Origin of the sequence: Chryseobacterium phocaeense, from assembly GCF_900169075.1 — a bacterium.
In the GTDB taxonomy this organism is placed as follows: domain Bacteria; phylum Bacteroidota; class Bacteroidia; order Flavobacteriales; family Weeksellaceae; genus Chryseobacterium; species Chryseobacterium phocaeense.
The window spans coordinates 21,889-34,219 of record NZ_LT827015.1 but is presented as its reverse complement, the minus strand read 5'-3'; the positions used below and the strand labels follow the sequence as shown (position 1 = coordinate 34,219).

Annotated in this window: 11 protein-coding genes; 5 read left to right on the top strand and 6 right to left on the bottom strand. The window is 40.2% G+C overall.

What is annotated here, in order from left to right; translation table 11 throughout:
* The first annotated feature begins 20 nt into the window (after positions 1-20).
* Together B7E04_RS06925 and B7E04_RS06915 are read left to right on the top strand one after the other, a co-directional pair.
* A complete protein-coding gene (locus B7E04_RS06925; protein WP_080778011.1) occupies positions 21-2,162 on the top strand; it encodes a M3 family metallopeptidase in 2,142 nt (713 codons plus the stop codon).
* Between the two features lie 300 nt (positions 2,163-2,462).
* A complete protein-coding gene (locus tag B7E04_RS06915) occupies positions 2,463-2,840 on the top strand; it encodes a YchJ family protein (protein ID WP_080778009.1) in 378 nt (125 codons plus the stop codon).
* Between the two features lie 37 nt (positions 2,841-2,877).
* On the opposite strand, the gene B7E04_RS06910 is transcribed toward B7E04_RS06915, so the two are convergent.
* From B7E04_RS06910 to B7E04_RS06900, 3 genes are all read right to left on the bottom strand, one after another.
* Positions 2,878-3,378: an FKBP-type peptidyl-prolyl cis-trans isomerase gene (locus B7E04_RS06910; RefSeq protein WP_080778008.1), complete on the bottom strand. Its 501-nt coding sequence runs from the start codon at positions 3,376-3,378 to the stop codon at positions 2,878-2,880.
* A gap of 107 nt (positions 3,379-3,485) precedes the next feature.
* On the bottom strand, positions 3,486-3,734 hold the full coding sequence (locus B7E04_RS06905) for a VF530 family protein (protein WP_080778007.1): 249 nt from the start codon (positions 3,732-3,734) through the stop codon (positions 3,486-3,488).
* Positions 3,735-3,818: 84 nt separating this feature from the next.
* Positions 3,819-4,844: an LLM class flavin-dependent oxidoreductase gene (locus B7E04_RS06900; RefSeq protein ID WP_080778006.1), complete on the bottom strand. Its 1,026-nt coding sequence runs from the start codon at positions 4,842-4,844 to the stop codon at positions 3,819-3,821.
* A gap of 121 nt (positions 4,845-4,965) precedes the next feature.
* On the opposite strand from B7E04_RS06900, the gene B7E04_RS06895 reads away from it, so the two are divergent.
* Entirely contained in the window at positions 4,966-5,772 is an 807-nt protein-coding gene (locus tag B7E04_RS06895) for a hypothetical protein (RefSeq protein WP_080778005.1), read from the top strand.
* 82 nt (positions 5,773-5,854) lie between these two features.
* On the opposite strand, the gene B7E04_RS06890 is transcribed toward B7E04_RS06895, so the two are convergent.
* Complete coding sequence (locus B7E04_RS06890) at positions 5,855-7,996, bottom strand: S9 family peptidase (protein ID WP_080778004.1); 2,142 nt, start codon at positions 7,994-7,996, stop codon at positions 5,855-5,857.
* A gap of 509 nt (positions 7,997-8,505) precedes the next feature.
* Between B7E04_RS06890 and B7E04_RS06885 the strand changes: the two genes are divergently transcribed.
* Positions 8,506-9,018, top strand: coding sequence for a YceI family protein (locus tag B7E04_RS06885; protein WP_062653024.1), 513 nt, complete (start codon positions 8,506-8,508; stop codon positions 9,016-9,018).
* Between the two features lie 183 nt (positions 9,019-9,201).
* A complete protein-coding gene (gene ygiD, locus B7E04_RS06880) occupies positions 9,202-10,029 on the top strand; it encodes a 4,5-DOPA-extradiol-dioxygenase (protein ID WP_080778003.1) in 828 nt (275 codons plus the stop codon).
* A 188-nt stretch (positions 10,030-10,217) separates the two neighbouring features.
* Here ygiD and B7E04_RS06875 read toward each other — a convergent pair whose 3' ends face one another.
* Entirely contained in the window at positions 10,218-11,714 is a 1,497-nt protein-coding gene (locus B7E04_RS06875) for a S8 family peptidase (protein ID WP_080778002.1), read from the bottom strand.
* A gap of 116 nt (positions 11,715-11,830) precedes the next feature.
* Positions 11,831-12,280 carry a GNAT family N-acetyltransferase gene (locus B7E04_RS06870; protein ID WP_185117069.1) on the bottom strand — a complete coding sequence of 150 codons (450 nt, stop codon included), beginning with the start codon at positions 12,278-12,280 and terminating at the stop codon, positions 11,831-11,833.
* Positions 12,281-12,331: the final 51 nt, after the last annotated feature.

The window sequence follows — 12,331 nt, the reverse complement described above, 5'->3', positions numbered from 1 at the left end:
ACTTTAATAACAACTAATTTATGAAAAATATTTCATCGGTATTGTTAATTTCTGCCCTGGCACTTAACCAATCTTGTACTACAATGAAGAAAACCGATACTCAACAGGAAATTCCTGTTACCGATCCATCCTTATCTTCGAACCCATTTATGAAGAAAAGCAAGCTTCAGTACGAAGCCCCGGAATTCGATAAAATCAAAAATGAACATTTCAAACCTGCTTTCGATTTTGGCCTTAAACAGCATGATGCTGAGATCCTGAAGATCGCCAATAATCCGGAAGCCCCTAGTTTCGAAAATACGATTGTTGCTCTGGAAAAAAGCGGTGAAGTCCTGAAAAGAGCTTTAATTGTTTTCTCTAATCTTACAAGTGCGAACACCAACCCTACCCTTCAGGCTTTAGATGAGGAATATGCGCCCATTTTTGCTGCTCATTCCGATAAAATGTACCTGAATGAAAATTTATACAAAAGAATCAAGTCCATTAAAGAAGACGGTTTACATGCGGAAGGAAAAAGACTGGTACAATATTACAAACAGAATTTTGAAATTGCAGGAGCTAATCTTTCTGCCGCAGATAAGGAAAAATTAAAGCAGATCAATCAGGAACTGGCCTCCCTTTCTACGCAGTATGCCAATAAATTACTGGAAGCAAGAAAACAGGGCGGTGTATTTTTCTCTGATGCCAAAGAACTGGACGGACTTTCTGCCGATGAAATCGAGGCTGCAGCAGCCGATGCCAAAACTGCGGGGCAACCGGGTAAATATCTTCTGGCCCTTCAGAATACTACCCAGCAGCCCCTTCTTCAGAACCTGAAAAACAGGGCAACCAGAGAAAAGCTGTTCAAAGCTTCATGGCTGAGAGCTGAAAAAGGAGACGGAAATGATACAAGGGAAACAATTGAAAAACTGGCCAAACTGAGACTTAAAAAAGCTCAGACCTTAGGAAAAGCAAGCTTTGCTGAATGGAAGCTACAGGACCAGATGGCCAAAACACCGGAAGCCGCCACAAAACTGATGAACCAGATTGCAACGCCTGCCGTGGAAACTGCAAAACGTGAAGCACAGGATATCCAAGACCTCATTGATCAGCAGAAAGGAGGCTTTAAGGTAGAACCATGGGACTGGAATTTCTATGCAGAGCAGGTAAGAAAAGCGAAATATGATCTTGATGAAAACCAGATCAAACCTTATTTTGAAGTGACTACGGTTCTGGAAAAAGGGGTGTTTTATGCCGCTGAAAAATTCTTTGGGCTTACTTTCAAAAAGAGAACGGATCTTCCGGTTTATCATCCTGATGTAGTGACCTATGAAGTTTTTGACCACGACGGAAAATCTATTGCAATCTATTATCTGGATTTCTATACGAGAGATTCTAAAAACGGCGGTGCGTGGATGAGCAACTTTGTAGAGCAGTCTTATCTGCTGGGAACAAAACCGGTGATTGTGAACTGCTACAATTATCAAAAGCCGGCTCCGGGAAAACCGTCACTGATCAGCTATGATGATGTTTCTACCATGTTCCATGAATTCGGACATTCTATTCACGGGATGTTTGCCAGCCAGAAATACCCATCCCTTTCCGGGACAAGTGTTCCGAGAGATTTCGTGGAATTCCCTTCACAGATCAATGAGCACTGGGCTTTAGATCCTGTGGTTCTTAAAAATTATGCCATTCACTACGAAACAAAACAGCCGATTCCACAGGCTTTAGTTGAAAAAATCAAAAAAGCGGCTACTTTCAATCAGGGATATATGACCACAGAACTTGTTTCTGCGGCCGCTCTCGATATGGACTGGCATACGGTAACCAAAGAAAGCCAGCTGATTCCTGTTCTGGATTTTGAAAAACAGTCATTAGCCAGCCATGGATTTACCCTGGCCACCGTACCGCCGAGATACCATACTCCTTATTTTGCCCACATCTGGGGCGGAGGATATTCGGCAGGATATTATGCTTATTTATGGTCTGAAACCCTTGATAATGATGCATGGGAGTGGATTAAAAATAACGGGGGACTGACGAGAGAAAACGGTGACCGTTTCAGAAAATATATTCTTTCGGTAGGAAATTCTGTAGATCTTAACCAGGCATTCAGGGATTTCACTGGACATGATCCGGATATCAAGCCTTTATTGAGAAACAGAGGTTTTATAAAATAAATTTACAGAGAAGCATTCGTTTAGGATGCTTCTTTTTTTAGGTTTTGGCTAAAGCCTGCGGATTTTTTTCATTTTTAAATGGGCTAAAGCCCATTTCTATTGAATAACGAATTAATTCTTTAATGTGGAGCGGACTAAAGTCCGTTCCTATTGATGTGATATTATTCTCTCGCGGATTTTGCAGATTATGCAGATACTTGCGGTATAATTTCTCATTATTTTTATAAATCTGCTTAATCTGCTTAATCTGCGGGAAGCAAAAAAATATTCGCTTAAATTTGTTCATTAAAAGGAAGAGATATGAATTGTCCCTGCTGCTCAGGAAAATTATACGAAGAATGCTGCAAGCCTTACCACACCGGAGAAAAGCATGCTCCATCCGCAGAAGCATTGATGCGCTCACGGTTTTCGGCCTTTGCAATTCCAAATGGAGAATATTTAATGGAAACCACGCTTCCTTCGAAACGGAAATTGCACAACAAAAAAGATCTGCAGCAATGGGGTGAGATCAATGAATGGACGAAACTGGAAATTGTGAACAAGCCTTCTGCCAACAAAGTTGAATTTAAAGCGTTTTATACGGATGAGGAAGGGCAAAAGCAGATTCATCATGAATTATCAAAATTCAAAATGATTCAAAACCGCTGGTTTTATGTGAGCGGAGAATTTTTAGAATAAAAAAATGTCCGAAGTTTTTTCGGACATTTAATATTATTTAGTGAGCTTCTGTTCCGTCAATTCCATGAGAATGACCGTGAGACAGTTCTTCTTCCGTTGCCGGACGTGTATTTAAAATTTCCACCTCGAAATCTAAAACTTTACCCGCCATTGGGTGGTTAAGGTCTGCAATTACCGCTTCAGGTGTTACCTCTACTACAAATGCCTGGAAATTATTACCCTGACCATCAGATAAAGGTAAAATAGCTCCTACCGGCGGAGTTCCGGATTCCTGGAACATATCAAGTGGCAGCTGCACGATTGAATTAGGATCTTTTTCTCCATAAGCCTCTTCAGGCTGAATCACGAAAGATGCTTTATCTCCGGCTTTCAGACCATGGATATTCTGTTCAAACTTAGGGATCATTCTTCCTACGCCATATAAAAACGTAAGAGGATTTTCTGCTGTTGTTTCTTCTACAAGAATCTTGCTTCCATCTTCTTCGATGGTATGAAGAATGTAACGTACTGCTACAACATGATTGTTTTCAATTGTCATATTTTTCTTTTTTTTCGCGATATTTTTCCACGATTAATATCACAAATATACTATTTTTGAAATGATTGACCGGGAAAACGTGTTAATTTTAAACCGTCATTCCTTTTTCAGTTTCCGTTCTTTTTTTCATCTCTTTTTTTCTGTCTCAATACATAGAGATACAGGCTTTCCACTTTAGTCCTTGCCCAGGGAGTTTTTCTAAGAAACTTCAGGGAAGAACTGATACTTGGGTTGTCTGTAAAACATTTTATATTGATCTGCTCGCCTAATCTTTCAAAGCCTTCATAGTATTCTACCAGCTCTTCAAGGATAGCATCGAGTCTTTTTCCGTGTAACGGGTCTTTGGAGGGTTCCATCTTTTTTTAGCAAAAATAACGATAATAAGATTAATAATTTCTGATCAGAAAAAATCCCGCTGTATAAACAGCAGGATTTCATTTTTATAAATTCTGAATAACCGGTTTTACTTTTTCACCAAATAATTCTATGGATTTCATCATCACATCATGAGCCGGATCTCCCACATCCATATGCCCGATAAATCTGGTGATTCCAAAAATCTCTTTCATATAGGCTATCTTATCCGCAACTTCTGCCGGATTTCCGATGAACAACGCTCCTTCTCTTGCTCTTCCGCCTTCATACTGCATTTTGGTGTATGGCGCCCAGCCTCTTGAAGCCCCGATCCTGTCCATCTGGGATTTGTAATTATTGAAATATCCGTCTACTACGGCCTGGTCTTCACTTACAAATGTATGCGAGTGAATAGCGATGTGCATTTGAGACATATCATGGCCTGCTTTCTGGTATTCCTGCTTATAGAATTCCACTAAATTTCTAAACTGTACCGGCATTCCTCCAATAATGGCTACCACCAGCGGCATTCCCAGTTTTGCAGCACTTAAAACAGACTGCGGTGTTCCTCCTACCGCTCTCCAGATCGATAGCTTCCCATTATTTTTAGCTCTTGGATAAACGGTCTGGTTCTGCATGGGTGCCCGAAGTTTTCCGGACCAGGTAACATTTTCTTCCGTGTTAATCTTTAATAACAGCTCCAGTTTTTCATCAAAAAGTTCCTCGTAATCATTCAATGAGTAGCCGTACAAAGGAAATGATTCTATAAAGCTTCCTCTTCCCACAAATATTTCAGCTCTTCCGTCTGAAATCAGATCTAGGGTTGAAAAATCTTCATATACTTTTACAGGTTCTGAGGAGCTTAAAACCGTAACCCCACTGGCCAGTTTTATATTTTTGGTAATACTTGCCGCTCCGGCCAGTACCATTTCCGGTGATGAAACCGCATAATCAGGACGGTGATGCTCACCCATTGCAAAAACATCAATTCCCACCTCATCCATTAATTTTACCTGATCCAGTATCTCACGGATCTTTACCCCTGCATCTCTGTATTTTCCGGTCGCCTGATCAAAAGCCAGGTCACCAAACATGCCTATTCCTAATTCCATATTTTCGATTTTTATGTTTTTAAATTTATATCCACAAAGTTACAGATAGCAGGAATCAAAAGCATTGACCTTTGATAAGAACGGATTTCCTATATTTGTGATTTATCATAATTCGTGAAAAATGAAATCTATTTTTGCTTTCCTTTTGATTTTATCAACTACTTTCTTCTTTTCGCAAAACAAAACCGAGATCTATGTGATTGGAAACATCCATGACAGTGTGCCCAATTATCATCCTCAAATACTATTCGGCATCCTTGAGAAAATTCAGCCGGACGTGATCCTCCATGAAGTAGACAGTGAAGGAATGAAGGAGTATGAATCTGACAAAAGTCTCAAAGGAAATGAGATTACAGCCAGCAATTTATATAAAGCAAAATTCCCAGAAACCGTAAGACTTCCTTTTGATTTTGAAGGAAGAAATCAGTATAGAAAGGATAAAGGGATGGTTCCAACTGATAATTTATCGGTTAAATTAATTGACAGTCTTTGTAAAGCCAGGCAGCTGACCCCGTCAGAAATGAAGCTGTATGAAAATTTTACAAACTCTACTAAAGAATTAATGAAAATAGCAGAACTATCTCCGGAGCATTTTAATAACGTGGCCACAGATCGGATCGCAGAGAGAAGGCAAAATGCCCAGTATTCCGGTTTGCTGAAAATTACAGAAAGAAGAGCTGAATTTGCTAAAAGGTTCATGGTAAAACCCGATGGAGAAAAAATCAGCTACAGAGATGGATTTAAACTCATGTCCGGATTCTGGGATCTCAGGAATCAGACTATGGCTAAAAATATTTACAAAACGGCAGAAACCCATCCCGGCAAAAAAATTGTTGTACTCACTGGCTTTCTTCACCGGTATTATCTGTTAAAAGAGCTGAAAAGAATCAATAAGAACACATATATCATCAAAGAATTTTATGATTGATCCATAACATGATCAGCTGAATCTGCGAGATAAAAATATTTCAATACAAAAAGAAATCCAGCCTTCCGGCTGGATTTTATTGTTATTTTTTCAGGTACTGATCAAAGTAATCTGTTACTTTCTGCATCAGGTGAACCCTGTCTTTCCCGATCACATTGTGCGGATGCCCCGGATAAGCAAAATAGTCCATCTGAACCCCGTTGTCTACCGCAGATTTAATAAACTTAATGGAATGCTGCCATACCACCACATCATCCTGTGCACCGTGGATCATGAGTAATTTACCTTTTAAATTCTGAACTTTATCCAGAAGATTCGCGGCCGCATATCCCTGAGGATTTTCCTGCGGCGTATCCATATATCTTTCGCCATACATGATCTCGTACATTTTCCAGTCGATTACCGGTCCGCCTGCAACACCTACCTTGAATACATCCGGCTTTCGAAGCATAAAGCTGGTCGTCATAAATCCACCAAAGCTCCATCCGTGAATTCCCATTCTTTCTGCATCTACATAAGGAAGGGATTTCAGGTAGTCAACCCCTTTCATCTGATCATTCATCTCAGTGGTTCCCAGGTTTCTGAAAACAGCCTGCTCAAACTTCAATCCTCGGTTGGCAGAACCTCTTCCGTCCATGGTGAAAATAATATATCCGTTTTGAGCCATGTATTCATACCAAAGATTTCCGGATGCCGGGAACGTATTGGTTACCAGCTGCAGGTGTGGTCCGTTATACAAGTAAACGATCACCGGGTATTTCTTATTTGCGTCAAAGTTCGTCGGCAGAATAATCTTTCCGTAAAGCGGAGTTCCGTCATCGGCCTTCAACTCTACATTTTTAATTTCAGGTCGCTGATAATTTTTCAGGGTATTTTCAGCGGTAAGAATGTTGGTCGATTTGGCTGTGGCAGTATTGATGATATTGGCAGATCTCGGCGTTCCTGCATTACTGTAAATATCATAAAGATAATTTCCGTCGTTACTCAGAATTCCTGTATGCACACCGGCTGCATCGTCCATGCGCTGCATTTTAAAGTTTGTCCAGTTGATTTTATACAAATGTTTTTCCAGAGGAGTTTCTTTCGTGGAAGTGAAATAGATCTCTTTTTTCTTTTCGTTAAACCCTAAAATATCGGTTACCAGCCAGTCGCCTTTCGTGATCTGAGCCACCAGGCCTTTTTCCAGGCTGTAATGGAAAAGGTGGTTGTATCCTGTTCTCTGGCTCTGCCAGATAAAATCTGTATTGGAATTCGGGAAGAAAGTAAGCGGATGCTGAGGCTCCACGTATTTATCGCTGGTTTCTTCAAATAATGTTTTTACAAAATTTCCTGTAGCCGCATCATACTGATTCATTTTTACATGATTCTGCCCACGGTTCAGGACACCGACAAAAATATATTTTGAATCCGGGCTCCAGGTAACAGCGGTTAAATATTGATCCTTATCTCCCTCAATTTTAAGGAAAGTCGTTGACTGATCTTTGATGTTATACACACCCAGAGTCACCTCATGAGATTTCTGACCCGCCATCGGATACTTGATATTATGATTCACCGCAGGCGTTACAGACCAGTCAATAATCGGGTAATCTGCCACCATAGTCTGATCCATTCTATAGAATGCTACAGCTTCTGAATTGGGAGCAGGGAAAATTCCGGTATCGATTCCAAATTCATTTCTGTGAACTGCTGCTCCGCCATTGATGATATTTTCATCGGAATCACTGGTTACAGCAATCGTTTTTCCGTTTTTATTAACAAATAAATTATTCTTTACGGTAAAAGCAAAAGTCTGGTTATCTCCGAATACTTTCACATTCGAAGTATTTTCATCCACTGCGGCAGACGTTTTTACTTTCCAGTCGTTTCCGGATTTTTCAATCCAGACCATTTTACTTTCAGTATTGAAATAAGCGTTTGAGCCGCTGATGAATTTGATCTGGGGAACCGCTTTCAGTTTCGCATCAGCAAATGACCTGTTCAGTTGAGTTAAAGATACCAGAGTATCCTGCTTATTGGTTTTAAGATCGGTAATCAGATACCCGCCTTTTACAGCCTGAATATATGATTTACCGTCCGCAGCCCATGAAAACTGAGAGATATTTTTCACGGCAAGATTCGTTCTCAGTCCGTTAACTGCCTCCGCCATCGTAAATTTCTGGGTCTGCGCCATTGCGGAACTGCCCAAAACCAGCATCAATAAAGAAAATTTATGTAATTTCATTGTATAAAATTGAATCCCTCAAAAATAAGAAATAAAAATCACCCGTTAATAAATGTTAAAATAAAACATTCATAAAACAGGAGATATGTGTTGATAAAAATAAATTCTTAACTTTAATTGTCAATCGTGAAGGGGGAAATTGTGAAATGTCAATAGTCAATTGTGAATTTTTATACAAGCCATCAATTCACGATTCACTTGCGAAGCAAAATTGACCATTCACCGCCTAATTGTGAAATGTCAATCGTTAATTGTGAATTTTTATACCGCCATCAAATTCACCATTCACTTGCGAAAGCAAAATTGACCATTCACCGCCTAATTGTGAAATGTCAATCGTCAATTGTGAATTTTTATACAAGCCATCAATTCACGATTCACTTGCGAAGCAAAATTGACCATTCACACAAAAAATAGGAGTAATTTCATTTCTTAACCTATATCAATGCTTCGTATATGCTCTCCAAGCTACATTTGCATTATCAATAACAAACAAAAAATACAATACAATGGCAACAAAATGGAACCTAGACCCAACGCATAGTGAAATTACTTTTAAAGTAAAACACATGATGATTTCCAATATCAAAGGAAACTTCAGAACTTTCAACGCAGAAATTGAAGCTGAAGACGATACTTTCGCCAACGCTAAAACTACAGCAACCATCCAGACCGATTCTGTATTCACCAATAACACAGACAGAGACAATCACTTAAAGTCTGCAGAATTTTTCAATGCTGAAGCAAACCCTTCCATCACATTCGAATCTCAGGCTCTAAATGATAAAATCACAGGAAACCTTACCGTGAACGGAATTACAAAACCTGTTACTTTAGATGTTGACTTCGGAGGAATCAACGTAGATCCTTGGGGAAATACAAAAGCAGGTTTTTCTTTTGAGGGAAAAATCAACAGAAAAGATTTCGGACTGAACTGGAACGCAGCCCTGGAAGCAGGCGGTGTAATGGTAAGCGACGAAGTAAAAATAGCCGGAGAACTACAGTTTGTAAAACAGGCTTAAAAAAACGGATATTTCGACAGAGAGGAGCCACAAAGTGGCGACTTAACAAAGAATAGGATGCAATCCTATCAATCACAATTGAACAGGATTGCATTCTATTCAACAAAAAATATCCAATTCATAACATAAAAAGGTTCAGGGATTTTTCTAAAAGCCTTGAACCTTTTTCAATACCACCAATCTATGAACCTCAACGACCTTCAGAATATCAGCGATAGTTTTGGAAACACGCAAAAAATGCCCGTTTTATTTCTCGGACACGGCTCTCCCATGAATGCTATTGAAGAAAACCAGTTTGTACAGGGATTCAGAAAAGCGGCGCAGGAAATTCCAAAACCTCATGCTATTCTCTGTATTTCTGCGCACTGGTATACCCGTGGAACTTTTGTGACCGCTATGGATATGCCCAGAACAATCCATGATTTCGGAGGCTTTCCAAAAGCTTTATTTGATGTTCAGTATCCCGCTCCGGGAAGTCCGGAACTCGCTGAAGAAACGGTTGAACTTCTGGCTCCCACTCTGGTTGAGGAAGATCACAACTGGGGCCTCGACCATGGCGCGTGGTCGGTCATCAGACATATGTATCCTGAAGCTGACATTCCGGTCATCCAGTTGAGCATAGATTATACAAAACCTCCGCAATATCATTTTGATCTGGCCCAGAGACTGAATAAGCTCCGTGAAAAAGGTATTCTGATCATCGGAAGCGGAAATATTGTCCATAATCTGCGTCTCATCGACTGGAAAAATATAAATACTGTAGGCGCCGGATGGGACTGGGCTGTGGAAGCAAGAGAAAAAACCAACAACTGGCTGCTGGACGGAAATTTCCGGAACATTATAGACTATCAGAAACAGGGAACATTCCTTCAATACGCAGTCCCCACACCGGATCACTATCTTCCGCTGATGTATACATTGGGTTTAAAAGATCAGGCTGAGAGTCTTTCTTTATTCAATGATGAGCTGATTGGAGGATCTTTAAGTATGACGAGTGTAAGAATCAGATAAATACAGCATTTTTTAATCATGTTATAAAACTTCTGAAAGACACAGAAATATTTCTATGAATTAAAAAGGAAAAATCTCAACCAGAAGGCTGAGATTTTTTATAAAGAAAGTAGTATGGAAGACAGTGGAGAAGTCTTTTTAATTAACAATTATTTCATGCCTCCATCTTATATTTTCTTACATATTTTCTATTGTACAGCCTGTAACACATTAATGTTTCCATAGCCGTAGCTTGAATTTACCGTAGGATAATAGGTGGCAGACTGTCTCATTTTGTTCAGCACCTGCTCTCTCGTCCATGAAGGATTTTTCGCCCAGACAAGTGCCGCAATCCCTGCAGTGGCAGCCGTGGCCACTGATGATCCGCCCACATAATCAGCCTGATTGTTATAGTAGCTTAAAACCGGAACGGTATTTCCATTGGCGCGTTCCATCTGGAAAGTAAAATCAATCTGGCTTCCTGAGTGGCATACGTCACATTTCTGGTTGGAAGTTCCTTCTTTTACTCCTGTTACCGCCTGCGTTTCAGACATGCTTGCCGGGAAAATAACGCCCACGAAAGTAGTGAAGCTTGTAGAAGTTCCTCCGGCACAGAAGATCAGTTTTCCCTTAGAATAGGCATATTTAACACCATCTTCAATCTTTCCTACCGAGAAAATATGTCCCATAGACATGGAAATGATCTTCACACTGGTGTTATTAGCCAGCTCAGTAAATGCTGTCTTTACCCCATTCTGTTCGCTGGAAGTTTCCAATACTACATTGGAAGCTGCCCGGTAGGTAATAAGATTGGCATTGTAAGCAACTCCTACAGGAAGGCCGGCGTTATTTTTAGGAGCGGCCATAACGGCAGCCATTTTTGTTCCGTGTCCGCACTGGTCTGCAGGACCATCTGTAGTGGAACCATTAACATAAGATCCGAACTTACTGATCGTTCTTCCGGATGAAGCCCCTGTATTAAAGCTGCTTCCCAATAAAGTCTGCTCCGGTGAAACCCCGGTATCGATAAGCCCGATGGTGACTCCGGCACCCGTGCTGTAGCCCCACGCACCAGGAATATTATGTTTTGTAAAAGCCCATGGAACCTTAGCATTAGGCGTAGTTGTGGTATAATCTGCGGCATTTAAAACACTGGAATCAAATCCGCAGCCTGAAGATCCGCTGGAACTGGATTTCGCATTGGGATTAAGACCGTTTTCCACTTCAAAGTAATGATAGTCTCCCGGCTCTACATAACGGATGGTCTTCATCTTTCTAAGGGCAGTAATTGTTTCCTCCTTCTCGATAAGGACATCGATCTGGTTAAGATAAGGATCGGAGGCAATTAAAAACCTGGCCTGTCCGATGCCTTCATACTGGCTGATCAGATTCAGAACCTCAGCTTCCATGGTTTTGCTGTCTGCGGAAAGACTTCTGTCAAAATCATCTTTTGAAGATCCAAATCCGATGGATACCATCCTGTTTCCTCTGAAAATGGCACTCCAAAGCAAATGGTCAGAGCTGTTTTTCCAGTTAAATGACCCGGTGTTTTTAATTGAATTGTTGATTTCTGCATTGATCTGTTTCCCTGTCAGAGGGTCTTTCTGAACAATTTCAGTGGATGGATTTTCAGTGGGAAGCCCGTCCCTTGTACACGAATTCAGGGCAAAGAATAATGCCAGAAGGTAAAATGCGGTTTTTTTCATAGTTTTATTTAATGGTTGGAAACCACAATATACCACTTTAACGTGATTTAAAAGCTCAGAAAAAATGAATTTACTATTACAGGAATATTAATCTTTGGTTTTGGCCTTTAAAAATTTCACAGTATTTTCTCGTAGCAAACACTATTATCGACACCAATATACTGTCCATAGTTAAGAATTCTGGAATATCCTTGTTTTTCATACAGGGCAATAGCTTCCGGCTGCATGATTCCAGTTTCCAGAACGCACTTACTGTATCCTTCTTCTTTAGCCCAGGTTTCAAGCTCATTCAATATTTCTGAGGCAATTCCTCTTCCTCTTTTATCAGCATCTGTATACATTCTTTTGATTTCCACAGTATCCTCAGAAAAAGGTTTGAAAGCACCGCAACCGGCAGCCTTCCCTTCCAAATAGGCCACCACACAATTTTTCAGCATATCAATTGAATTGAACTGGTGGTAAAATTCATGGTCTTCCCCGTCCCGAACAGCAAGATCAGCATCAAGAAGTTTCACTAAGCTTTGAAAGTCAAGGTTTGAGGAATCTGTTCTTTTAATGTTTATCATTTTATCAATTTAAAAAATTAAAGGATTATGATAAATACAAAAGCTTCCTTC

Coding starts and splice junctions, on each gene's coding strand:
- B7E04_RS06895 (WP_080778005.1), top strand. CDS start 4,966: ATGAAATCTATTTTTGCTTTCCTTTTGATTTTATCAACTACTTTCTTC.
- B7E04_RS06915 (WP_080778009.1), top strand. CDS start 2,463: ATGAATTGTCCCTGCTGCTCAGGAAAATTATACGAAGAATGCTGCAAG.
- B7E04_RS06905 (WP_080778007.1), bottom strand. CDS start 3,734: ATGGAACCCTCCAAAGACCCGTTACACGGAAAAAGACTCGATGCTATC.
- B7E04_RS06910 (WP_080778008.1), bottom strand. CDS start 3,378: ATGACAATTGAAAACAATCATGTTGTAGCAGTACGTTACATTCTTCAT.
- B7E04_RS06875 (WP_080778002.1), bottom strand. CDS start 11,714: ATGAAAAAAACCGCATTTTACCTTCTGGCATTATTCTTTGCCCTGAAT.
- B7E04_RS06900 (WP_080778006.1), bottom strand. CDS start 4,844: ATGGAATTAGGAATAGGCATGTTTGGTGACCTGGCTTTTGATCAGGCG.
- B7E04_RS06925 (WP_080778011.1), top strand. CDS start 21: ATGAAAAATATTTCATCGGTATTGTTAATTTCTGCCCTGGCACTTAAC.
- B7E04_RS06870 (WP_185117069.1), bottom strand. CDS start 12,280: ATGATAAACATTAAAAGAACAGATTCCTCAAACCTTGACTTTCAAAGC.
- ygiD (WP_080778003.1), top strand. CDS start 9,202: ATGAACCTCAACGACCTTCAGAATATCAGCGATAGTTTTGGAAACACG.
- B7E04_RS06885 (WP_062653024.1), top strand. CDS start 8,506: ATGGCAACAAAATGGAACCTAGACCCAACGCATAGTGAAATTACTTTT.
- B7E04_RS06890 (WP_080778004.1), bottom strand. CDS start 7,996: ATGAAATTACATAAATTTTCTTTATTGATGCTGGTTTTGGGCAGTTCC.